Genomic DNA, 23,820 nt, shown 5'->3' with positions numbered 1-23,820 from the left:
TTGTATTGACTTCCAGTTTTTTAAATTTGAAATATTAAGTTCAATACAAACAGTAAAAAATATAATTATGAAAACGATATTAAAAACTAAAATTGCATTATTGATCCTGCTGGCAGGATTGGCATTTTCATGTAAGAAGAACGAAACAACCATCGAACCTGCAGCAGCAGATTCTACAGAAACTATGATTGACACTGTTGGTCCTGAAGTAGATACAACTTCTACAGATACTGTTAGAACAATGCCGGCAGATTCTATTAAAAAATAAGATTTTAAAATTAGAAAAGAAAAACCTGCAATGAGCAATCATTGCAGGTTTTTCTTTTTGTAGTACAGGAGTATAAGACTTTGAAATGTTAAAAAGTATTATATTTCCTATATTTTAATTTTATTTACTACATTTGAAATTCATTTATGTAATATTTTATTTACTTAAATACCACTTCTCATTTATTGATTAAGGTTGTTAAATATTATTCAAGCCTGAAACTTAATCAATACCTATATAAATATGAGTTTTTTAGCAAAGCTGAAATTAGACAATGAAACATTTACTGTTTTAGAGTTTAATATTCATTTTACCCAGCACACAGACAATAATGGCAGACCAGCCAGTAAAACAAAAGGAGGCAGCATTAAATTAGTTGTAGAAAGCACCCAGACTGATTTATTTTCAGACTGGATGGTTTCTAAGACCAGTGTAAAAGACGGAGAAATTATTTTTTACCGCAGAGATGCCATGAGCACGATGAAAAATGTGACTTTTAAAAAAGCCTACTGCATCTCTTTTAGAAAAAGGTTTCAAAGTGAAGGGGTTTCTCCTATGACAACCGAAATTTTGCTTACTTCAAACGAGGTTAAAATTGGCAGTACTGTATTTGAAAGCAGCTGGAAAACAGATAATCTTTAATCCAGACGTATCATGGCTTTACAAACTAGTACCATAATAAAAATTGGCCAAACCGTAATTACCAATTTTAGCGGCTTAAAAATTACACAAAAAATTCACGATCATCATACATTTTCCCTGGAAATACGGCAGGATTTATTAGTAGAGGAATTTAGAAGTGTTATGCCGGTTTCGCAGCAATTATACGGCGAAAAAATAAGTATTGAGATAAAACCTATTGACGGACTTGACGACCCAATGGCGAACGCAAACCCTAAAAACTATATCATGCAGTTTTATGGAATCGTTACCGGTGTCAGCATGAAAAAATCAAATATAGACAATATCGAAGAAAGCTTTTTGATAGAAGGCTGCAGTACTTCTATTTTATTAGAAAACGGACCGGAATCCAACTCATTTACGGCAATGACGCTGAGCGATATTGTAAATTTTGTAAAATCAAGTTACAATATCGATATGCAGGTAAGACCTTTTTATAAAGAAGTTCTTTCATACACTGTACAGTATAACGAAAGCTGTTTTGCTTTTTTAAATCGTCTGGCAATGCGCTACGGACAGTATTTTTATGATAACGGCCGTGTTTTAATTTTTGGGGATTCTGCCGATGTAATACAGCCGGATTTAATTTATGGTGTAAATATGCAGGAGTTTAAGTATAGCATAAAACTTCTGCCGGTATCTTTTACGGTTTTAGAAAATGACAACCGCGACGGAAATTACAGTAAAGATGATACATTAAATTACAGAAAAGAACTAAACGGTTTTCATCAAAATTTTATCAATAAATCAAATGCTGTTTTTAACAAAAACACCATAATACAGCTCAATCAAAATGCTGCCGGCGGATCAGGACGAAAAACAGGCGCCGTATATGCCCAAAATAAAATGCGGGCAGTTTCAGGCAGTTTAATGGAGGTCAACGCATTGAGCGAAGTTCCCGGCATTACGGTAGGAAACAACGTTAAAATAACCGGTGTTGATAAACAGCAGGAAAGCACCTACCGCGTAACCGAAATTGTGCATACCTGCGATGATGGAGGCGGGTATGAAAACCATTTTAAAGCTGTAAACACCAGCGATTCGGTTTTTTCGCCCAAAACAAATCCGGATTTAATTCCTTATTGCGGCAGCCAGACTGCTGTGGTTATTGCCAACGCCGATCCCGAAGGACTTAGCGGCATACAAGTACAAATGCCCTGGCAGAAATTGAAAGGACAGACAACGCCTTATATACCAATCGTACAGGAATACGGCGGTGAAGCAAAAGGCTCACACTGGATTCCTGAAATTGGCGAAACGGTTTTTGTAGATTTTCAGGGAAACAATGCCGAAATGCCAATTGTAGTTGGCACTATGACCAGCCGAAAACAAAAAAGCGGGTACAGTACAGAAAACAATGATATTAAGGCACTTCATACCCGAAGCAATAACCTATTGCTCATGAACGATGCACAGGGAAGCGTTTTATTACAAGACGCGTCCAAAAGTTTTATTGACATGGATGGACGCCGAAAAATAGAAATAAATACTGATGAACTGCATATTAATGTAAAAAAGCTGTTGATAAACGCCTCACAAAGCACTGAAATTACCACAAACGATTATGTGCTCAACGCTTTAACCCGTATTTATGTTTTAAGTAAAACCATGCAGCAAAAAATATCTGGTTTTATGAACCTGTTTAGCGGTACAGCCCTTATAAACAGCAGCGACAAAATAGATATTGAAGCCAGAACAGCCAAACTGCACGGCAGCGAAACAGCATTGCTGCATTCAGACAAAGAAGCCGTTGTAAACAGTACAGGAACAGCAAAAATGCATGGCGCACAAGGCAACAGCCTCACCAATAAAGCAAAAAATGTAGAAGTTTCTAATATCGATGCTGATGCTTTGGCAGTTGTATATTTTAGACCGCTGGATTCATGGAAAGGCGAATTTGGTTTTGACTGGCTGCGCGAAAAAGATAATGGACTAACAGCCGAAACTGATTATGAAAGCATAATTGAAAGCGGTTATAAGGACGGAAAAACCAATTTAAACAAGCAGGAAGCGTATGCACAACTAAAACAAGAATACCAAAAAATAACAATGACGAGAAAAAAAGCGCAGACTGACGGTGCTTTTAGGACAGACTATTTTGTGCCGTATTTAACCTTATTTTCTCAGGAATTTGTTGATACTATGCCAAACGATACATTCTTAAAACCACCATACTGCGCACAATTAAGAATGCTGGTAGATATAGATAAAAATCTGGAAAAATTAGCGTTTGAATACGACGATGCATTTTTAAATGTAAGAACCAGTAGAGCCATAGAACCAGTAAAAACTGCAGCCTTAAAGCAGAGCAGCGCCAATGTTATAATAGAATGCCTTAAAGATCTTGATCGTGACCATGAAATAATAGTTTACGCATATCCTAAAAATACAGCAGGCTCTCCTAAAACGGAATTGCAAACTATTACCGAAAGGAAAATAGCCGGAAAAATTATAGTGCTTAGAAATGACTGGAAGATACGTAAGGAGGAAAAAATTGTGCTTGTTCAGGTAAAAATGATTATAGACGGAAACAAAAAAGAAGTAAAATTTGATTGGAAAGAAGAATTAAACTTGTACAACAGTCTGCACCAGGCACTGATCGTTCCTAAAATAGAAAAAACAATTTTCGATTTGTCTAATAATCCTGATTTTAAGGACAATGGTAAACATATATTAGGGGAATACATAAATTATGGCTTAGAAAAAGACGGGAAAATCTTTGTTTATATTCAACCATTTACTGATTGTAAAACAGCCTTTTTTAATGTAAAAGATCAAAATGCTGGTTTAATAAACGAAAAATACAAAGACTATTTTACGGTTTTTAAGTTTGGGTTAGATGCAAACCTACTAACCGTAACGGGGTCAGTAATAGAAATTGGCATAAAAAACGTATTTATATTTAAACTCGCTGATTTTAACAATACTGCAACCGCCCACGAAACACTGCACGGTCTTGGTTTATGGCATACGCATAAAGGCGACAGTCATCCTGACAAGAAATACACATTTAATGCTAAAACTACAACTAATATTATGAGTTACAGTTATGTTTCTTATTCAAGCTGGCACTGGCAGTGGAAAATTATTAATCCTAATATAAATTAAATAATAATTAAAATGAAAAAATTATTATTCTTTTTATGGGCTGTCCTGCTTTACAGCTGTAACAGCCAATCGCAGTTGGTAAATAAAAAAACAAAAAAAAATATGGAATATTTTAATATAGAGAAATACAAAGAGTGGGAAGTAGATACTGATTGGTCACCCAGTAAATTTTCAAAAAGGTTAAAAAAAGGAAATGATCGTGTGAAAATATTTTTTACTGAAAGAGGCAGTGTTGTTGAGTTAATGAGTGCATTAAATCATTATACTTTATATAAATCATATTTTCCTAACAAAAGTTTAAAAGTTATTGGCAGAAGGTTTTATGATTTTTATATTGGTAAATGGCAGGTTTATGATGAAAATGGAAAGCTTATAAAAGAGGAAGAAGAAGATGCCCCATATAAGTTTTCAGTAGACCAATTAATAAAAAAAAATAAAAAGGAGTATGATTTGGATATAGAAAAGAATACCAAAACAACTATCGTAGATAGATGGCTGGCTCCTGAATTAAACAAAAAACCGTTTTACAGTGTTTCTTTTAGAGGTAAAGAAGGTTCTACAAAATGGGACTATATTTTAGTAGACGGTTCAACAGGAGAGACATTGTTTACCTCTTTTTTTTATTTTGGTGATGAAGAAACATCTTATCCTTTTGGCAGGTATATTGAATCCTTAATAAAGAAAGAAGCAGAAGACAATGCCTACTATAAAAGCTACAAAGGCAAAGATTATACGAAAAAAGAATGGGAAATTTTTGTAGAGAAATTTCACGAAGACTATCAAAAGAACAAAAAACGAAGTTTTTGGGATGATATCTTTAGCCGTTCTACTGATGATTAATTCTGGATTTTTTTATAGAAAAAACTCATTTTAAAATGAAAAAAATACTATTCTTTTTATGGGCTGTTCTGCTTTACGGTTGTAACAGCCAATCACAGCTGTTGAATAAAAAAATAAAAAAACAAAACATGGAATATTTTAATATAGATAAATACAAAGATTGGGAATATGATACAGACTATTTCTCAAATGCAACTTCAAAAAATTTGAAAAAAGACAATGATCGCGTACAAATAGATATTGATGATACGAGTATATTAGTAAAAATATCTAATACGCAAAACAATTATACAATTTACAAAAATTATTTCTTAAATAAAGTTTTAAATTACAGTTTGTTAGAGTTTTATTCATCTGTAATCGGTAAAAAGAGAATTTACGATGAAAAGGGAAAATTGGTTAAAGAAGTAGATAATGATGCTCCCTATAAGTTTTCAATAGACCAATTAATAAAAAAAATAAAAAAGGACTACGATGTGGATATAGAAAAGAAAACTAAAACAACGCACGTAAGAAGATGGCTGTCTTTTGAGTTGAACAATAAGCCATTATATTGCGTTTCTTATGATTTAAAAGATGAATCACAGAAATGGAAATTTGTTTTAGTAGACGGAAATACTGGAGAGACACTATTTACAACATTATTTTATTTTGGTTGTAATGATAATGAAACACTGGACCCCTATAGTCAGTATTTGGTGAATTTAAGAAAAAAAGAAAAAGAAGACAATGCCTATTATAAAAGCTACAAAGGCAAAGATTATACGAAAAAAGAATGGGAAATTTTTGTAGAGAAATTTCACGAAGACTATCAAAAGAACAAAAAACGAAGTTTTTGGGATGATATCTTTAGCCGTTCTACTGATGATTAATTCTGGATTTTTTATATAAAAAACTCATTTTAAAATGAAAAAAATACTATTGTTTTTATGGGCTGTTCTGCTTTACGGTTGTAACAGCCAATCACAGCTGTTGAATAAAAAAATAAAAAAACAAAACAAGGAATATTTTAATATAGATAAATACAAAGACTGGGAATATGATACAGACTATTTCTCAAATGCAACTTCAAAAAAATTAAAAAAAGACAATGATCGTGTAAAAATAAGTATTGATGATACGAGTATATTAGTAACAATGTCTAATACGCAAAACAATTATACAATTTACAAAAATTATTTCTTAAATAAAGTTCTAAATTACAGTTTGTTAGAATTTTATTCATCTGAAATCGGTAAAAAGAGAATTTACGATGAAAAGGGAAAATTGGTTGAAGAAGTAGATAATGATGCTCCCTATAAGTTTTCAATAGACCAATTAATAAAAAAAATAAAAAAGGACTACGATGTGGATATAGAAAAGAAAACTAAAACAACGCACGTAAGAAGATGGCTGTCTTTTGAGTTGAACAATAAGCCATTATATTGCGTTTCTTATGATTTAAAAGATGAATCACAGAAATGGAAATTTGTTTTAGTAGACGGAAATACTGGAGAGACACTATTTACAACATTATTTTATTTTGGTTGTAATGATAATGAAACACTGGACCCCTATAGTCAGTATTTGGTGAATTTAAGAAAAAAAGAAAAAGAAGACAATGCCTATTATAAAAGCTACAAAGGCAAAGATTATACGAAAAAAGAATGGGAAATTTTTGTAGAGAAATTTCACGAAAACTATCAAAAGAACAAAAAACGAAGTTTTTGGGATGATATCTTTAGCCGTTCTACTGATGATTAATTCTGGATTTTTTTATAGAAAAAACTCATTTTAAAATGAAAAAAATACTATTCTTTTTATGGGCTGTTCTGCTTTACGGTTGTAACAGCCAATCACAGCTGCTGAATAAAAAAATAAAAAAACAAAACAAGGAATATTTTAATATAGATAAATACAAAGACTGGGAATATGATACTGATTGGTTTTCAGATAAAACTTCAAAATTTTTAAAAAAGGAAAGTAATCGAGTAGAAATTAGTTTTTATAATAGTGGGATAAAGGTTTCTTTGAGTAATATAAACACACGGTATGAAAAAGTTAAAGGCTTTTCAAATCTTACAAAAGGATTAATAATTGAAAGTAATAATTTCTATAATTTTCGTATTGGCAAAGATATATACTATGATGAAAACGGTAGAGTTACTAAAGAAGTAGATAATGATGCTCCCTATAAGTTTTCAATAGACCAATTAATAAAAAAAATTAAAAAGGACTATGATGTGGATATAGAAAAGAAAACTAAAACAGTGCACGTAAGAAGATGGCTGTCTTTTGAGTTGAACAATAAGCCATTATATTGCGTTTCTTATGATTTAAAAGATGAATCACAGAAATGGAAATTTGTTTTAGTAGACGGAAATACTGGAGAGACACTATTTACAACATTATTTTATTTTGGTTGTAATGATAATGAAACACTGGACCCCTATAGTCAGTATTTGGTGAATTTAAGAAAAAAAGAAGCAGAAGACCATGCTAATTAAAAATAATGGACTCAGAAACAAAAAATATGCCGGAAAAAATAACCGAAAAAGCAATTTTAATCTGCGATAAAGGAGCAAAACCCAGCGAACTAAAAGTAACAAGTCAGGATTTTTGTATGGCTGCAAACAAGTTAATTGCAACAGAAAACGATAAGAAGGCAGATACCAATATACCTAACTTTACTGCATGTGCTGTTACACGAAGCCAGTGCAGTCCTGCACCCATTAAATGGGAAAAAACAGCTGAAAAAGACACTATTAACGATTTTAAAATTCTTACCAGCGAATCTACTTGCCAATGCAGTATTGGCGGTAAAATATCAGTTCAGTTTAAAGGTCATAACGAAAAACATGAATTAATTGTTTAAATGTTTCTTTTGGAAACAGCCAAAAAATTGGAGCAGACAAATGTTACGTTTTATGCGTTTAAACAACAGAAACCGTAAAATTATTTGCGGTTTTTTTTATGCTTTTAAATTCCTCCGTATCTCAAAGTCGATCCTAAAATAAGCATTGTAACTCCAATTAAAGTAACGGAAATAATTAACACCGCCATTTTCTTTATATTGAATTCGTTTAGATTTGGAATGATCCTGAATTGGGCAATCAGAGCGCATATTATAGTAAGAAAGAGAAGTAACAGCTTAGCAGAAACTATTTTTTCAAAACTGCCGGAAAATGTAAACCAGATATCGATTGTAACGCCAAAATCATATGCCATCCAGATTCCGGTAATGACAAGCGTAATAAGCGATGACATGCCGAGAGTTTCGAACTTTCTTTCAAAATTTAAAATAATATTGGGGTCTTTTTTCCTTAAAGCCGAAGGCAGAAAAACAATACTAAGCGTAAGATGTCCGCCAACCCAGATTGAGGCTGCCAGAAGGTGAATTATTAAAATAAAATGGTGAAGTGTCATAATACAATATTTTAGAAGAAAGCGTTAAAAAACAGTAGTGTATTATTATTCCCTAAAAATGACGTTTATTTTTGAGGCTGAGCAATTCTCAGATTTCAACAGCCTTTCAGAATGTCCTAAACTGCCAATCGTGGGAACGTTATTCATAAAATACTGCACATAATAATTTCCTTTGTAATTCAGGTTTTCGAGATATTTGGTCATTTTTAAAAACTGTGTTGGGGTTATAAGTGCTGAATGAAGCGTAGTCCGAATTTCAAACGGAATGGAGGAATTCATTAAAAGTTTCAGACTTTCTTCAAATTCAGGAAATAGGTTAGATTGAGTTATGGTTTTAAAAGTTAAAGGCAGGGATTTAAAATCTAAAGCGGCGTAATCGATTAGCTTTTGATCGATCAGTTTTTTTAAAACAGCTGGTTTTGAGCCGTTAGTGTCAATTTTTACAATAAATCCTAAGGCTTTTATTTCTTCAATAAACGGAATAAGATTTTTATGAATAGTACATTCACCGCCGCTTAAAACGACTCCGTCTAATAATCCAATTCGGGATTTTAGAAAATTAAGAATGTTTTCAAAGTCCAGTTTTCCTTTCCCCAAAACAATATCCGGATTGTAACAATACGAACACCGCATATTACAGCCCGCAAACCACACAATGCAGGCTGCTCTATCCGGGTAGTCTAATAAGGTAAAAGGGGTTATGCTGTAAACAGCTTTATTAGACCATAATTTCTTTGAAATGTGTTCGCTGCTGATGTTCGCCTTTTTTTCCAATGTTAAAACTTTCTACAGGCCTGTGATAGCCCATTACTCTCGTGTATACTAAACATTTGCTTCTTTTAGCATTTAGTTTTTTAGGAATTTCATGAGACATTGTTTTCATATAGTATAGTTTTTTGGTTATTTTCATTTAACAATATTTCATCGCATTTTGGGCAGTATTCATGCTCGCCGTCCAGATATCCGTGAATTGGGCAGATACTGAAAACTGGTGTTACCGTTATATAAGGCAGTTTAAAATTAGTCAGTACTTTTTTTACGAAGTTTTTACACGCAGCAGAGCTGCTTATTTTTTCTCTCATATACAAATGCAGAACGGTGCCGCCGGTATATTTACATTGTAAAGCGTCCTGAAGCAGTAAAGCTTCAAACGGATCATCTGTATGATCTACCGGAATCTGCGAACTGTTTGTGTAATAAATATTTTCTCCATGTCCGGCCTGCAGGATTTCTGGAAAACGTTTTTTATCTTCTTTGGCAAAACGATAGGTAGTTCCTTCTGCGGGAGTAGCTTCCAGATTGTATAAATTTCCGGTTTCTGCCTGAAATTCTTTCATTCTCGAACGGATGTAATCTAAAATTTCCTCAGCAAAATGAATTCCTGAACTTGTTGTAATATCTTGTTTTCCATCAGTAAAATTGAGTACCATTTCATTCATTCCGTTTACGCCAATGGTGGAAAAGTGGTTTCTAAAATGTGACAAATAGCGCTGTGTATAAGGATACAAACCACGGTCGTACATCTTTTGAATAAAGATTCTCTTTTTCTCCAAAGTCGATTTGGCAATCTGAAGCAGATCATTTAAATGATCGAATAAGTTTATAATATTTCCTTTATACAGATATCCCAAACGCGCCATATTAATGGTTACGACGCCAATACTGCCTGTCATTTCTGCACTTCCAAAAAGACCATTTCCTCGTTTTAATAATTCGCGCAGATCAAGCTGTAAACGACAGCACATACTTCTGACAGCGTTGGGTTTGTAAGCTTCGGGATTTTCGATTTTGTTTCCATTTTCATCTAAAATATACTGGCTTCCAATAAAATTCTGAAAATAAGAAGACCCTATTTTAGCTGTATTTTCAAACAATAAATCGACATTTTCGCCTTCCCAGTCAAAATCCTCCGTAATGTTTACAGTTGGAATAGGGAAGGTAAAAGGCTGTCCATTGGTGTCGCCTTCTGTCATGATGGTATAATATGCCTTATTGATTAGGTTCATTTCGTTTTGGAAATCGGCATATTTTAAATCAGTCAGTTTAGTGACACCTCTTTTTTTAGCTTTATAAACCAGTTCAGGATCATCTGAATACAGAAACAAATGTTCGTCATTTCTTGTCGGAATCTGTTCTTTAAGATCGTTTGGCACATTCCAGTCTAAGGTTATATTCGTAAAAGGAGATTGTCCCCATCTTGCCGGAACATTGAGGTTGTAAACAAAACTTCGAATGCCTTTTAAAACCTCATCGTAAGAAAGCTGATCCTTAAAAACATAAGGAGCGAGATACGTATCAAAAGAACTGAAAGCCTGAGCGCCCGCCCATTCGCTTTGCAGAATTCCCAGAAAATTTGCCATCTGCCCCAAAGCTTCCCTAAAATGTGAAGGAGGTCTGCTTTCTACACGGCCGCGAACGCCGTTGAAACCTTCGTTTAAAAGAACACGTAAACTCCATCCGGCACAATATCCCGTAAGGCAGTCCAGATCATGAATGTGAATATCTCCGTTTCGGTGTGCGGCGCCTTCTTCTTTAGTATAAATTTTATCGAGCCAGTAATTGGCAATAATTTTACCGGCAGTATTGCTTACTAAACCGGCATTTGAGTACGATGTATTGGCATTGGCATTAATACGCCAGTCAGATTGATTGATGTATTCTTCAACCGTTTGTGTGCTGTCTACATACGTTGTATCTTCGTTTAGGCCGTTAATATGTTCTCTCTGGAGTTTTCGGGTATGGCGATAGATAATAAAGGAACGCATGGTTTTAAAATAACCGTTTTCAAAAAGCACACGTTCTATACTATCCTGAATCTCCTCAACAGGCCACGAATATTTTGATTCGAGTCCGTTTAGAACGATTTTCAGAATTTTTTTATCCATCGGCAGATTGACGCTTTTAAAAGCTTTCTGGATGGCATCCTGAATTTTATAAGCTTCAAAAGGTTTATAATCTCCGTTTCGTTTGATCACATATTTTTCCATGATATTTATAATTTAAGGCACTTGCTCAAAGTTTTTTTCAAGCATAATTGCTTTAGGAAACAGTATATTGTTTTCCATGTGAATATGCTTGTGCAGATTCATTTCAAAATCTTCCAGCATCGAAAATGCTGCTTTGTAAGTATTGCAGGCTTCTGCCGGCGGCACATAATTATTGGTCAATGCCGCAATTTTTCTAAAACGCTGTCCTTCTGCGGCATGTTCTTCTTTCATCATGATGACCTGATTTTCAATGCTTCCAAACGGAGTAGTTTCAACAGAAAATCCTTTGCTTTGGGCTCTTTTCATTTGAATGATGAACGGAAACATTACGCGTTCTTCTTTTTCCATGTGTTCTTCAAGGTCTAAAGATGATGCTTTGAAAATTTTATATATTTCGAACAATTCAGGAAACGTTTCGCCATATACATTGCATAATTTATGTAAGTACTGAAGCAGTAGTGGCGTTTTTTCTTTTATGTATCGATGATGGGTTTTTATAATATAATCAGTCAAAAGGTCTAACGGCCAGGATTTATAGTCAAAAGATTGGTTAGCGGCCTGAGTTTTGGCTTCTTCAAGTTTTTCAATTAAAACAGCTTCGGGAATGTCTCTTTTTTTGCAGACTTCTTCTATAGTGCGGTGGCCTTTGCAGCAAAAATCGATATTGTATTTTGTAAAAATTGCTGCTGTTCTAAAATCATTTGCCGCGATCTCGCCAATTGTAGTTTTACTGGTTATTTTCATAATATTGGTTTTTAGTTTAAAGACAAAATATATGGGGTTTTTCTTTTTTTGCAGTGTTTAATAATAATTAAGGCCACGGTAAGCATATTAGAAAATTCTATAAACGGAATTGTAATTTCCTGACCGTGTATAAGGGTTTCGGCTGCACTTTTAATCAATTTTATTTTTTGAATTGCATAATCGGTATTGCGTTCTTCGCTGGAATAAAAATTGGTTATAAGGGCCTGTATTTCTTTTTTTAAAATTAAAAAGGCAGCATAATCTGTTTTAATTTCCGAATCGGGAAATTTTGGTATAAGCAGTTTTGATGAAAACTGAAACGAATCTATTGTTTTGTCTATATTCTCTGATGCCTGATGCGCAAATACCAAAGCTTCGAGCAGGGAATTAGAAGCCAGACGGTTTTTTCCGTGTAGTCCCGTTCTGGCGCATTCGCCAACCGCATATAAATTAGGAATTATTGTTGCTCCATTGCGGTCCACTTTTATGCCGCCACATTGATAATGTGCTGCAGGAACTGTTGGAATCAAATCTTTTTCAGGAAACAATCCCTGTTCATTGCAATGTGCTGTTATAGCGGGAAACTTTTTATAGAAAGCTTTTTTATCTAAATGCCTGCAATCGAGATACACATGTTTTTTTTGGGTTTCATGCATTTCTTTATGAATGGCGTGTGAAACAATATCACGTGTAGCTAGTTCGCCTCTTGAATCGTATTTAAATAAAAACCTTTTTTGGTCTTCATTTACTACATAAGCGCCAAAACCTCTAACGGCTTCTGAAATTAAAAAGAGCTGACTTTTTTTGCCAGTGTACAAAGCTGTAGGATGAAACTGTATGTACTGCATATCTTCAATTTCTACGCCTGCACGCGCCGCAATGGCAATTCCGTCTCCGGTTGCAATTTCAGGATTGGTTGTGTTTTCAAAAAGAGTTCCGCATCCTCCTGTGCTTAATATTATTGATCTGGCGCGGATATATTTTATTTTGTTTTCGTTTTTATCATAAAAAAAAGCGCCTGTACAATGTGTCTCATTTTCTTTTGTTTCGGTATTTAAATCTACAACCTGATAATTTTCGAATAATTTTATGTTGGGCAGTTCTGTTATAATATGGAGCAGCTTTTTTTCTATTTCTAAACCAGATCTGTCTTTGTGGTGCAGAATTCTATGCTGGGAATGTCCACCTTCTAAACCTAAATCCCATTGACCGTTTTGATTTTTATCAAAAGAAGTCCCAATTTCAATTAATTCTTTTAACCTTTCCGGTGCCTGCTGTATTACCATTTTTACAATTTCCTCATCGCAATGTCCGCCTCCTGATTTTAATGTATCTTTTATATGCTGCTCAAAACTATCCTGTAAATGATTGGTTACAACGGCAATTCCGCCTTGTGCAAGCTGTGTATTAGTGTTTCCTGCTGTTTTCTTTGTCATAATCATAATCGATAAATCAGGACGTTTTTTTGCTGTTTTCATAGCAAGAAATAACCCCGAAATACCAGAACCTACTATAAGTATATCTGTTTTAAGCATTTTCTTTGTTTTTAAGTTTAAGACAATTCAAGCATTCTTTGTATAGGTTTCAGTGCTTCGATCCTTAACGGTTCGCTTACCAGGATTTCCGGGCTTTCGTTTTTCAGACACCAATACAATTTTTCAAGAGTATTGACTTTCATGAAAGCACATTCGCTGCAGGCGCAAGTGTTATCTTCTGTGGAAGGAGCCGGAATCAGCGTTTTTTCGGGTACCGCTTTTGACAGCTCATGCAGGATACCGGCTTCTGTAGCCACAATGAAAACGGCAGCAGGATCCGTTTTAATAAAATTAATAATGCCGGAAGTAGAGCCAATGTAATGTGCTGCTTTTAAGATATGACTTTCAGATTCCGGATGTGCCGCAATTTTTGCGTTTGGATTTTTATTGTAAATTTCGACTAGTTTATCCAGCGAAAAGGCTTCGTGAACTACACAAGATCCATCCCAGAGGATGAGTTCGCGTTGTGTTTCTTTTTTTAAATAACTGCCTAAATTTTTATCGGGTGCAAAAATGATTTCTTTATCAGAAGGAATAGAACTAATAATTTTTGCTGCGTTTGACGAAGTGCAGACCAAATCGCTCATAGCCTTTATTTCGGCAGAACAGTTGATGTAAGTTACGACAACATGATCAGGATATTTTTTTTTAAATAATTTAAAATCTTTAGGATCGCAGCCGTCAGCGAGAGAACATCCTGCGTTAAAATCCGGAAGTACGACTTTTTTGTCCGGATTTAATATTTTGGCTGTTTCTGCCATAAAATGAACTCCGGCAAAAACAATAATATCGGCATTTGTATTTTGTGCTTTTTTTGATAATTCAAGACTGTCTCCAATAAAATCTGCTATTTCCTGAATTTCCTCATTTTGATAATAATGAGCCAGAATTACTGCATTTTTTTCTTGTTTTAAGCGGATGATTTCCTGTGTCAAAAAATTTTTGTCCATTATTAAAGTCTTGTTTTTTCAACAGCTAAGCCCATTTTCAGGAATACTGCTGTTGAGAAAGTTTGTGGTTTTTATTGAATTTGTTTTTCGAAATGCTGTTAAGCTAATTTTGATATGGTAAATGTAGTATCATCAAATTTTTCAAATTATGATTCCAGTCATACTGTTTTACATTTATTTTTTTATTGTAGAAGTAAACCTTTTGAAATCAATGTTTTTTAAAAGGATATGATTACAATCATACTTTATGATCTATTAGTTTTGGATTTTTGATCTAAAGTTTTCTAAAGTTTGGAAATAGAAAGAAATTAAAAACAAGGATATGAAAACCGATATTAAAAATAAGGAGGATATCAAGGTATTGGTAGATGCTTTTTATCACAAAATTCAAACTGACGAAACGATTGGTTATTTGTTTACCAAAATAGCTGTTGTGAATTGGGAAAAACACCTCCCGATTATGTATGATTTTTGGGATAATATTCTTTTTCATACCGGAAATTTTGATGGAAACCCAATGATGAAACACAGAATATTGAATGAAAAGAGTACTTTGTATGAAGCTCACTTTAAGCACTGGACTACATTATGGAGTACAACGGTAGATGATTTATTTGAAGGAGAGAAGGCCGATGAGGTAAAAATAAGAGCCAAAAATATTGCAAAAGCAATGATGAATAAAGTGATTAATTAAAGAAAACGGGATTCCTAAAGGTTCCCGTTTTTCATTTGAATGTTATTAAGCTGAATTAATAATTTTCTTTAACCTTTGCAAAGAAAGAAAAACCAATTTTTTAGAAATATGATTTGAATCATACTTTGTTATTTTGAAATGGTTGTAAAGGGAATATGCTTTAATAAAATAATTTATGATTAATTATTTCTATTTTTTTGTTTTTATTCATTATTGAAATAGTTCTAATAACGGTTTCTACACGCAGTCCGGTAAAATCTGCAATCTCCTGTCTTGTATAAGGAATTTTCATTTTCTGAGAAGGTTTGCTGTTGTGCTGTCTTTTTAAATTATCCAGAAAATATTGAATGCGGTATTCTGGTTTGTGATTTATTATATTTTTTGAGAAAACAATTTTATTGTAAATTTTCCATGCAAATAGTTTTAAAACCCTTGATTGTATTTCAGGATTTTCTTCAAGCAGCGAAAAAAAATTGGTTTTTGATAGTTTTAAAATTACACAGTCGGTTTGAGCTTCTGCAGAAGCAGGGTAGGGCTGCTCAATAAATAAGGGCGGTTCTCCAAAACTATTTCCTTCATTAAAAATACCAATTGTAAGATCTTTGCCGTCTTCATTGGTATAACTCATTTTAACGGTTCCTTCTAAAATTTGATAATAGGAAAGGGGCTGGTCATTCTCGAAAAAGATGACGGCATGTTTTGGGACTTTTTTTGCAACGGCTCCCCAGGTGTAAAGTAAATCAGTATCAATATGCATTTGTCGACAATTGCTGCAATTAAAATGATTAAGGATCATTCTTTTTTAAACTCCAATATATTTTGTAGTGTTACAGCAAAGAAAAGTATTCACCTAAAATTAAAATATGATAAATGTTAGGTTTTGAGAACTTTAAATTTTGAAACGGGCTTATAAAAAAAAGCTGCTCAAAATTAACTGAGCAGCTTTTTATTAATCAGCAGTAATTAACGAATTGCAAATCTTAATTTTAAACCGTAAGAAACCAATCTCATGTTTCTTGCAATACCAGAATCAAATACGCTGTTGTATTGTAAATCTACAGGTAATTCTGCATTGTATTGAACAAGATTTTTGCTGTCTTTTTTGTCGTAAATATCATTTAAGCCATAGTCCAGATAAGCTCCAATATAGATTGAATTTCTGTTTCCTAATTCTTGTTTTAAACCTGTCTCAAAAGTTGCTGAATACGAAACTTTTGTGTCAAGGTCTCTTTCAGAAGTTTTTAGGTCATTTACGTTGGCAAATCCGGCAAATGCAGGACTAAATAGTTCTACATTATACTGTGGATAATAACCGCTTGTAGTACTGTTTCCTATAGTTGACTGATAAGTACCGCTTGAAGCAAATCCTATTTTAGCTCCGGCAGAAACATAAAGCTTAGAGGTTCCCGGAGTTTCAAACTGAATGTTGATAGGAACATTAATATAAGTCAGTTTTTGTTCTTCTCTATAATTACTAAGCCTGTATCTAAACTGAAAAGCTTCATTTTCTGCATCGACAGTGTTGTACTGCCCGTAAATAAAGTTAGACTTTGAGTCAGATGTATAGGTTTGGTATTCAACTCCAACACCTAAACTCAAACCTTCATTTAAATAGTAAGAATAACGAAGACCTGCATTGATACCGTTTCCGGGAACGTATTCTACTCCGGCAGATTTTATAAATGAAAACGGACCGCCCAATGAAATCGAAAACTCCTGTTTTTTATCCTGACCATAACTTTGAGATGCTGCAAAAAATGCGGTTATAATGGCGAGTGATTTGATATATTTTTTCATCTTAAATTTTATTATGCCGGCACTGCTTTTAGAGTGCCGGCAGGTTTATCTATTTTACAATTACTTTGAAAGATTTTTTTACATTAGGAGTTTCAAGAACTACCATAAGTATATTACTCTCGATTGTTTGAGGTAATTGTATCTCAGTTAATGCTGATGAAGATTGAACCGTTTTAATCAATTGGCCAGAAACTGAGTAAAGGCTGATCTGCATGTTATTTAATTCTTCCTGAGGGAAATCAGCTTCAACAGTGATTGCTTTTCCAGTTTGAATTGGGTTTGGATACAGCTTAGCCTGAAGTGAGTTGGTAAGTGTAATTCTGCCAGAACAAGTCTGTAATACTTTACCATCTTTTGTTGTCATTTTTACGCTGTAATCAGCTGTAGGGTCTAAAGTTGTACTCAAACTTTCGCTTACAGAATAATATTGACCAGTTCCTATCAATTGTCCGTTTTTAAACCATTGGTAAGCTACAAATTCGTAACCTCCGTTTGTTGCCGGATTATTGTTTACAAGAAGTACATTGTTAAATTTCTGACGAACGATATCGAAGAATCCGAATGGTTTTTCAACAGTAATTGCATACGTTGCAGATAAACTTCCGTCTTCTGATTTAATGGTCACGTTTTGAGTATAAATTCCAGGTTTTGGAGTTTGAATCGTGAAATTAGCAGAAGGAGAAATTACAGCATTTGATTCGTTTACAATTGAAACAGCCGGATTGTTCTCAGCACATGACATTACGTGTGTAATGGCTTTTCCTGGATTTTCGAATACTTTTGTTCCTATTGTAATTCTCTTAACATCAATATTGTTGTTAAGGATTACCAATAATTGTGAAACATCTGCTGCAGGAAGATAATTAGCATTTCCAGCCTGATGTGCTGTAATGGTAACTTCTCCAGATCGCAGCATATTTACAACACCAGCCGCAGAAATATTTGCAGGAGGCAGAGCAGAAGTATAATTAAAAGTATAATCTACTGGTAAATTTGAACTTGCTGCTGCAGTTAAATTAAAAGTATTATTTGCTCCTAGTGTTTTAACCGGAATAGCACTAAACGTAATTGTTTGTGGTGCTTTATTAATAGTCAGGTTTGCAGTTAGCGTTATTTGAGAACAGTTAGGCGAACTTGCAGCAGGAGTTATTACAGCTGTTACAGTGTAAGTTCCAGCATTTACAGATGTGTTATTTGCAGAGTAAGCTACAGCAGCTCCAGTTGGAAGATTTGCAACCTGTAGAGGATGAGCATTTCCATCGTAAGTTACTGATGCATTACTGAAAGTAACTAAATCAAGAGGTGAAGCTAATACTTTTACAGTTTGAGTCTGAGTAGTAACATTTCCGTTTCCATCATTGTATGCCCATGTAATAGTATAAGTTCCTGTTGCATTATAAGTTAAAGGATCAGTTGTAGTTGCGCTTATTGTTCCTGCACAATTATCTGTTGCAGTTGGAATCGCAATTTCTGATGCTAAAACTGAGCAGTAATTTGTAATCTCCGGTAAAACAGCCACATTAGGTACTGGTGCTGTTACATCTGGAGTTGTACCAATAGTAACTGATTGAGTTGTAAAACATCCGTTTGAATCTGTCACGGTAACTGTATACGTATTTGGACTTAATCCTGAAGCTGTTGCCGCAGTTCCTCCTGATGGAGACCATGAATAAGTATAAGAAGAAGTTCCTCCAGAAGCTGTTACAGCAGCCGTTCCGTCGCTTGCACCGTTACATGAAACATCAGTTTTAGATATTGATGCTGTTAAAAGAGCAGGCTGTGCAATAGTTACAGATGCTGTTGTTTGACATGTATTAGCATCAGTAATTGTTACGGTATAAGTTCCGGCAGCAAGACCTGTTGCAGTTGCCGCAGTTCCTCCAGAAGGAGCCCATAAATAAGTGTATGTTCCTGTTCCTCCAGTTACATTTACTGTTGCTGATCCGTTTGAACCACCGTTACAAGAAACATCAGTTTTAGATGTTGTTGAACTAAGTGCAGCTGGTTGAGTTATAGTAAAGTTTTGTGTTGTAGTACATAAATTACTATCTGTAACTGTTACAGTATAGTTTCCGGCAGCAAGACCACTCGCTGTTGCTCCAGTTCCGCCAGAAGGTGACCAAGAATAAGTATATCCCCCTGTTCCTCCTGAAGCCGTAACACTTGCAGTTCCGTTAGCACCTCCATTACAAGAAACATTGGTCTGTGTATTTGAAGTTATAGCAAGAGCAGCCGGCTCTGTTATGGTAAAGCTTTTAACAATAGAACAACCATTTGCAGAAGTAATCGTTACTGAATAATTACCGGCAGTTAGATTAGTTGCTGTATCAACAGAACCTCCGAAAGGAGCCCAAACATAAGTAAAAGGTCCAGGTGCACCGCTGGCAATTACGCCTGCAGATCCAGTATTTGTTCCATTACATAAAACATTAGTTTGAAATGTTGAAGCAACAAGTGTATTAGTTGTCGTAATAGTAAAGTTTTTTGTTAAAGTACATCCGTTAGCGTCTGTAATTACTACACTATGGTTTCCTGCTGGCAACCCTGTTACAACTGATGTAGTCGCTCCTGATGGTGACCATAAGTAACTATAAGAAGGAGTACCTCCAGATACATTTACTGCTGCCTGACCACCTGTTGAACAAGTTGCATTGATCTGGCTTTGTGTTGCGCTTAATGCAGAAGGCTGCATAATTGTGAAGCTTTTTGTAACTGAACATCCATTAGCATCTGTTATTGTGCAAGTGTAAACCCCTACAGTTAATCCTGTGGCAGTTGCAGCAGTTCCTCCCGAAGGAGACCATGAGTAAGTATAGTTTGGTGTTCCGCCTGTTGGAATAACTGTCGCTGTACCTGTAGCACCGCCGTTGCAAAGTACGTCAGTTTGTGATTGAGTTGCTGTAAGAGCAGCAGGCTGTGTAATAGTAAAACTTTGTGTAGCTTGACAATTGTTTGCGTCTGTAACTGTTACTGTGTAAGTTCCTACTGCCAAACCTGATGCTGTAGCTGCAGTTCCTCCCGTAGGTGACCAAGAATAAGTGCGTGCACCTGTTCCTCCTGTAACGGCTACAGTTGCAGTACCGTTTGTACCTCCATTACAAGAAACATTGTTTTGAGAACCAACGCTTGCAACTAGAGCGGCAGGTTGTGTAATTGTAAAGGTTTGTGTAGTCTGACATGCATTAGCATCCGTAACCGTTACGGTATATGTTCCTGCAGAAAGACCACTTGCTGTAGCGTTTGTACCTCCAGATGGAGCCCAAGAATAGGTGTATCCAGGAGTTCCTCCAGTCACTGCTACAGTTGCAGTTCCGTTAGCGCCTCCATTACAAGAAACATTATTTTGTGAACCAAAAGCTGCTGTAAGTACTGCTGCCGGCTGTGTAAGTGTAAAGCTTTGCGTTGCCTGACAATTGTTAGCATCCGTAACTGTTACAGTATATGTTCCAGCAGAAAGACCTGTAGCTGTAGCTGCAGTTCCTCCAGAAGGAGCCCAAGAATATGTATATCCACCAGCACCTCCTGCAGCCGTTACAGTTGCAGATCCTGTAGCTCCACCACGACAAGCTATGTTAGTTTGTGCTAATGGAGTCGCAGTTAAAGCTGCAGCTGGTTCAGTAATTGTAAAAGATTGTGTAGTCTGACATGCATTTGCATCCGTAACTGTTACCGTATAAGTTCCGGCAGTAAGTCCTGTAGCTGTAGCCGCAGTTCCTCCAGAAGGAGACCAAGAGTAAGTGTAACCTGGCGTTCCGCCTGCAGCAGTTACAGTTGCAGATCCGGTTGCGGCTCCACGACATAAGATATTATTTTGTAATCCCGCAGTTGCACTTAAAGCGACCGCAGGCTCAGTTATGATAACTGTTGCAGTAGTCTGACAATTGTTAGCATCAGTAACAGTTACTGTATAAGTTCCGGCTGTAAGTCCTGAAGCTGTAGCTGCAGTACCTCCAGAAGGAGCCCATGAATAGGTGTAACCCGGAGTTCCTCCTGTTACTGTTACTGTACCACTACCGTTTGAACCTCCATGACAGCTAACATTGTTAACTGTGCCTTGAGCAGCAGCTAAAACTGGTGGTTGAGTTAAAGTAAAGTTTAATACTTTTTCGCATAAAATAGCATCTTTAATACTCACACTGTAGTTACCAGCTGTTAAATTGCTGATTGAAGAACTAGTTGCTCCATTTGACCATAGGTAAGTATAAGTTCCTATGCCGCCATTTGGAGTAACAGATATAGAGCCGGTAGACCCTCCGTTACAGGCAATATTAGTCTGAGCTGAAGATGCCAGAATATTAGATACTTTTAATGTACCAGAGTTAGAAGTGGCAGCAGGAGTACAACCTCCTGAAGCAACTAAACGGTATTGGTAATTATTAAGTGCTGCAGTTGCTCCTGTTATTGTAAGCGTTGCTGTAGTTGCTCCAGAATATGGGGCACCATTCGTAATGTTATTAAAACCAGAACCTGTATTTACCTGCCATTGATAACCAGTGGCATTCGAAGCAGTCACGCTGAAAGTAGTGTTTGAGCCAACACAAATAGAACTATCTGCCGGCTGTGCTGTTATAGCTGGTGCTACATTAATTGTTAAAGCAGCATCGTTTGAAGTAGCATCTGGTGTACATGAACCTGTTGCAATTACTCTGTAAAGATAACCGCTCATTCCTGCAGTTGCTCCTGTAATAGTAAGAGTTGCAGTGGCTGCTCCAGTGTAAACACCTCCATTTGTAATATTTGTAAAACCAGAACCTGTATTTACCTGCCACTGATATCCTACAGCATTTGAAGCTGCAACAGCGAAAGAGGTATTAGCTCCTGCACAAATTGTACTTGAAGAAGGCTGTGCTGTAATAGACGCAGCTACATTAATATTTAGTGCAACGCTGTTTGAATTAACGGTAGGACAAGTTCCTGATGCCGCTAATCTATAAAGGAATCCGTTCATTCCCGCAGTAGCTCCTGTAATTGAAAGCGTTGAGGTAGCTGCACCAGAATAAACACCTCCGTCTGTAATATTAACAAAACCAGAACCGGTATTTTCCTGCCATTGATATCCTGTTGCGTTTGAGACTGCAGCAGTAAAAGTTGCATTGCCTCCTGCACAGGTTCCTGCCGCTGCAGGCTGTGTTCCAAAACTTATAGTATTCATGCTTCCTGTTACGGCAACATTTTTAGTTACTATTCCAGTAGAAGAAATAGTAATATTACCAGAAGGTGTTCCTGTGGCTGAAGCCGCTAAACGAACATAAATTGTTTTAGTAGTGACAACTCCTGATGAAGGAACATACGATATATTATTAGTATAAATTCCTCCTGCCGATGTTGATATTTCAAAGCCGGCTGGGGCTGCAAGATCAAGATTAGCTGTTAAACCTCCTGCTTGTACAGTAAAACTCTGTTCTGTAGAGGCACCACCGCAGCTTGAAAAAGCACTTAAAGAGATTACAGATACAACAGAGCCTCCTGGCTGTGCTATATTTACGGTTTGAGTTGTACTACAGCCGCCTAATCCATTTGGAGTGCTGTCTGTAATAGTTACTGTATAAGTTCCTGCACTAAGCCCTGATGCTGTTGCACCAGTTCCACCAGAAGGAGACCATGAATAGAAATAAGGAGCAGTACCTCCTGAAACACTAAGAGTAGCTGAACCATTATTACCTCCATAAACACTTACATTACTTTGTGATTGTATAGAAGGTGCTATGGCAGTTGGCACAGTTAAATTCGCTTCATTCGAAGTTGCTGTTCCAGTTCCTGTAGCAACACATCGATATTTGTAGTTGTTCATTCCTGCGGCTGCTCCTGTAATAGTAAGAGTTGCAGTAGTTGCTCCAGAATAAACACCTGCATTTGTAATATTTGCAAAACCAGCACCTGTATTTACCTGCCATTGATAACCAGTGGCATTAGTAGCAGCAACAGTAAAACTTGTATTAGCTCCCGGACATATAAGTTTGTCAAGAGGATTAAGTGTAATAGTCGTAGGTGTGCTTAAAAATGGTTTACGAGAAGGCAGTTCAAGAGTAGCTGCTGAAAGATTCCAGTTTGCCTGATTCATTACGGCAGTTCTAATTTCTGCTATTGTACTTAGCGGAGAACTTAGTGTATTGTCAAATCTTCCAACACCAGCTACTACATTACCAGGGAGAGTTCCTGTATAGAAAGCACTTGTACCTCCAATAAGACCACCAGTGCCTGTTTTTAAAGTAGAGCTATTTGAACCGTTTGCACATCCGGTATCCCATGCTGCTGTTGTAGTTCCTGATGGGCAATAGTAAAAATGTATACCGGCAACAAGTACAACGCCAGCGTCAGAAGGATTGCCAGAACCTCCCTGAAATGCATAAATCTGATCTCCGGCAGCAGTCAAAACAAGTCCATTTGGCATTGTTCCGTTATTTACTACTAAAGAACCGTTTGCGGTTAAAGTACCATTAGACTGATTGTAGGTAAAGGCACTTAATCCTTTTATATGCACCTCTGTTCCTGCTAGAATTGTACTGCCCACTGTCCATGTAACAGTACCTTCTAAACTACTGGCTGGCCACCAGGTTGTGTCTGAAAAGTATCCTCTGTCCGTAAAACGAATTACCGTATTAGCATCTAGAGTTTTAAGGCAGACAAAACTAAATTCATCGCCTAATGCATTGGCATAAGTACCATCATATCCGGTAAAAAGGATATCACCGGCAGCCAGTGTGGTCTGTGAGTTACTTAAATAACTCTGCAAAAATATCCCTAAAAATAGGGCAATATTTAAGCATTTTTTAATTTGAGAGTAAAAATGTTTCATAATAAAGTTAGTTAA

19 protein-coding genes are annotated in these 23,820 nt (G+C 35.8%); 9 read left to right on the top strand and 10 right to left on the bottom strand.

What is annotated here, in order from left to right:
- Window positions 1–67 precede the first annotated feature (67 nt).
- From PQ462_RS13810 to PQ462_RS13775, 8 genes are all read left to right on the top strand, one after another.
- The gene (locus PQ462_RS13810; RefSeq protein WP_274250399.1) at window positions 68–268 is read left to right on the top strand and encodes a hypothetical protein; all 201 of its coding nucleotides are present in this window, start codon (window positions 68–70) and stop codon (window positions 266–268) included.
- 243 nt (window positions 269–511) lie between these two features.
- A complete protein-coding gene (gene tssD, locus PQ462_RS13805; RefSeq protein WP_274250398.1) occupies window positions 512–910 on the top strand; it encodes a type VI secretion system tube protein TssD in 399 nt (132 codons plus the stop codon).
- 12 nt (window positions 911–922) lie between these two features.
- Entirely contained in the window at window positions 923–4,057 is a 3,135-nt protein-coding gene (locus PQ462_RS13800; RefSeq protein WP_274250397.1) for a phage baseplate assembly protein V, read from the top strand.
- 12 nt (window positions 4,058–4,069) lie between these two features.
- Complete coding sequence (locus PQ462_RS13795; RefSeq protein WP_274250396.1) at window positions 4,070–4,897, top strand: hypothetical protein; 828 nt, start codon at window positions 4,070–4,072, stop codon at window positions 4,895–4,897.
- A gap of 35 nt (window positions 4,898–4,932) precedes the next feature.
- A complete protein-coding gene (locus PQ462_RS13790; protein WP_274250395.1) occupies window positions 4,933–5,769 on the top strand; it encodes a hypothetical protein in 837 nt (278 codons plus the stop codon).
- Between the two features lie 34 nt (window positions 5,770–5,803).
- Window positions 5,804–6,640 (top strand): hypothetical protein, encoded by an 837-nt coding sequence (locus tag PQ462_RS13785; RefSeq protein WP_274250394.1) that lies wholly within the window; start codon window positions 5,804–5,806, stop codon window positions 6,638–6,640.
- Between the two features lie 35 nt (window positions 6,641–6,675).
- A complete protein-coding gene (locus PQ462_RS13780; RefSeq protein ID WP_274250393.1) occupies window positions 6,676–7,383 on the top strand; it encodes a hypothetical protein in 708 nt (235 codons plus the stop codon).
- Window positions 7,384–7,409: 26 nt separating this feature from the next.
- Window positions 7,410–7,751: a DUF4280 domain-containing protein gene (locus PQ462_RS13775; RefSeq protein ID WP_274253726.1), complete on the top strand. Its 342-nt coding sequence runs from the start codon at window positions 7,410–7,412 to the stop codon at window positions 7,749–7,751.
- Between the two features lie 104 nt (window positions 7,752–7,855).
- Here the strand turns inward: PQ462_RS13775 and PQ462_RS13770 are convergent, their stop codons facing one another.
- The 7 genes from PQ462_RS13770 to nadA are packed head-to-tail and all read right to left on the bottom strand — an operon-like array spanning window position 7,856 to window position 14,518.
- On the bottom strand, window positions 7,856–8,302 hold the full coding sequence (locus PQ462_RS13770) for a copper resistance protein CopD (protein WP_274250392.1): 447 nt from the start codon (window positions 8,300–8,302) through the stop codon (window positions 7,856–7,858).
- 45 nt (window positions 8,303–8,347) lie between these two features.
- Window positions 8,348–9,076, bottom strand: coding sequence for an anaerobic ribonucleoside-triphosphate reductase activating protein (locus PQ462_RS13765; RefSeq protein WP_337992962.1), 729 nt, complete (start codon window positions 9,074–9,076; stop codon window positions 8,348–8,350).
- Window positions 9,021–9,176, bottom strand: a complete 156-nt coding sequence (gene nrdD / locus PQ462_RS24015) for an anaerobic ribonucleoside-triphosphate reductase (RefSeq protein WP_337992976.1) — start codon at window positions 9,174–9,176, stop codon at window positions 9,021–9,023. The genes PQ462_RS13765 and nrdD overlap by 56 nt, the downstream gene beginning before the upstream one ends.
- On the bottom strand, window positions 9,166–11,289 hold the full coding sequence (locus PQ462_RS13755) for a ribonucleoside triphosphate reductase (protein WP_274250391.1): 2,124 nt from the start codon (window positions 11,287–11,289) through the stop codon (window positions 9,166–9,168). Before PQ462_RS13755 ends, nrdD begins: the two co-directional genes overlap by 11 nt.
- A gap of 12 nt (window positions 11,290–11,301) precedes the next feature.
- Entirely contained in the window at window positions 11,302–12,033 is a 732-nt protein-coding gene (gene ric, locus PQ462_RS13750) for an iron-sulfur cluster repair di-iron protein (protein ID WP_274250390.1), read from the bottom strand.
- Between the two features lie 11 nt (window positions 12,034–12,044).
- Entirely contained in the window at window positions 12,045–13,568 is a 1,524-nt protein-coding gene (gene nadB / locus PQ462_RS13745; protein WP_274250389.1) for an L-aspartate oxidase, read from the bottom strand.
- A 17-nt stretch (window positions 13,569–13,585) separates the two neighbouring features.
- Entirely contained in the window at window positions 13,586–14,518 is a 933-nt protein-coding gene (gene nadA, locus PQ462_RS13740) for a quinolinate synthase NadA (RefSeq protein WP_274250388.1), read from the bottom strand.
- 322 nt (window positions 14,519–14,840) lie between these two features.
- On the opposite strand from nadA, the gene PQ462_RS13735 reads away from it, so the two are divergent.
- Window positions 14,841–15,212 carry a group III truncated hemoglobin gene (locus tag PQ462_RS13735; protein ID WP_274250387.1) on the top strand — a complete coding sequence of 124 codons (372 nt, stop codon included), beginning with the start codon at window positions 14,841–14,843 and terminating at the stop codon, window positions 15,210–15,212.
- 160 nt (window positions 15,213–15,372) lie between these two features.
- Here the strand turns inward: PQ462_RS13735 and PQ462_RS13730 are convergent, their stop codons facing one another.
- From PQ462_RS13730 to PQ462_RS13720, 3 genes are all read right to left on the bottom strand, one after another.
- Entirely contained in the window at window positions 15,373–15,969 is a 597-nt protein-coding gene (locus PQ462_RS13730; RefSeq protein ID WP_274250386.1) for a Crp/Fnr family transcriptional regulator, read from the bottom strand.
- Window positions 15,970–16,175: 206 nt separating this feature from the next.
- Window positions 16,176–17,009, bottom strand: a complete 834-nt coding sequence (locus tag PQ462_RS13725) for an outer membrane beta-barrel protein (RefSeq protein ID WP_274250385.1) — start codon at window positions 17,007–17,009, stop codon at window positions 16,176–16,178.
- A gap of 49 nt (window positions 17,010–17,058) precedes the next feature.
- Window positions 17,059–23,805, bottom strand: coding sequence for a T9SS type A sorting domain-containing protein (locus PQ462_RS13720; RefSeq protein ID WP_274250384.1), 6,747 nt, complete (start codon window positions 23,803–23,805; stop codon window positions 17,059–17,061).
- Window positions 23,806–23,820: the final 15 nt, after the last annotated feature.

Source organism: Flavobacterium sp. KACC 22758 (assembly GCF_028736135.1).
GTDB classification, from domain to species: Bacteria; Bacteroidota; Bacteroidia; order Flavobacteriales; family Flavobacteriaceae; genus Flavobacterium; species Flavobacterium johnsoniae.
The sequence above is the reverse complement of the archived record's forward strand: the minus strand, read 5'-3'. Positions and strand labels throughout refer to the sequence as shown.

Excerpts from the sequence above, each read along its gene's own strand:
- PQ462_RS13810 (WP_274250399.1), top strand. The coding sequence starts at position 68 with ATGAAAACGATATTAAAAACTAAAATTGCATTATTGATCCTGCTGGCA.
- tssD (WP_274250398.1), top strand. The coding sequence starts at position 512 with ATGAGTTTTTTAGCAAAGCTGAAATTAGACAATGAAACATTTACTGTT.
- PQ462_RS13800 (WP_274250397.1), top strand. The coding sequence starts at position 923 with ATGGCTTTACAAACTAGTACCATAATAAAAATTGGCCAAACCGTAATT.
- PQ462_RS13795 (WP_274250396.1), top strand. The coding sequence starts at position 4,070 with ATGAAAAAATTATTATTCTTTTTATGGGCTGTCCTGCTTTACAGCTGT.
- PQ462_RS13790 (WP_274250395.1), top strand. The coding sequence starts at position 4,933 with ATGAAAAAAATACTATTCTTTTTATGGGCTGTTCTGCTTTACGGTTGT.
- PQ462_RS13785 (WP_274250394.1), top strand. The coding sequence starts at position 5,804 with ATGAAAAAAATACTATTGTTTTTATGGGCTGTTCTGCTTTACGGTTGT.
- PQ462_RS13780 (WP_274250393.1), top strand. The coding sequence starts at position 6,676 with ATGAAAAAAATACTATTCTTTTTATGGGCTGTTCTGCTTTACGGTTGT.
- PQ462_RS13775 (WP_274253726.1), top strand. The coding sequence starts at position 7,410 with ATGCCGGAAAAAATAACCGAAAAAGCAATTTTAATCTGCGATAAAGGA.
- PQ462_RS13770 (WP_274250392.1), bottom strand. The coding sequence starts at position 8,302 with ATGACACTTCACCATTTTATTTTAATAATTCACCTTCTGGCAGCCTCA.
- nrdD (WP_337992976.1), bottom strand. The coding sequence starts at position 9,176 with ATGTCTCATGAAATTCCTAAAAAACTAAATGCTAAAAGAAGCAAATGT.
- PQ462_RS13755 (WP_274250391.1), bottom strand. The coding sequence starts at position 11,289 with ATGGAAAAATATGTGATCAAACGAAACGGAGATTATAAACCTTTTGAA.
- ric (WP_274250390.1), bottom strand. The coding sequence starts at position 12,033 with ATGAAAATAACCAGTAAAACTACAATTGGCGAGATCGCGGCAAATGAT.
- nadB (WP_274250389.1), bottom strand. The coding sequence starts at position 13,568 with ATGCTTAAAACAGATATACTTATAGTAGGTTCTGGTATTTCGGGGTTA.
- nadA (WP_274250388.1), bottom strand. The coding sequence starts at position 14,518 with ATGGACAAAAATTTTTTGACACAGGAAATCATCCGCTTAAAACAAGAA.
- PQ462_RS13735 (WP_274250387.1), top strand. The coding sequence starts at position 14,841 with ATGAAAACCGATATTAAAAATAAGGAGGATATCAAGGTATTGGTAGAT.
- PQ462_RS13730 (WP_274250386.1), bottom strand. The coding sequence starts at position 15,969 with ATGCATATTGATACTGATTTACTTTACACCTGGGGAGCCGTTGCAAAA.
- PQ462_RS13725 (WP_274250385.1), bottom strand. The coding sequence starts at position 17,009 with ATGAAAAAATATATCAAATCACTCGCCATTATAACCGCATTTTTTGCA.
- PQ462_RS13720 (WP_274250384.1), bottom strand. The coding sequence starts at position 23,805 with ATGAAACATTTTTACTCTCAAATTAAAAAATGCTTAAATATTGCCCTA.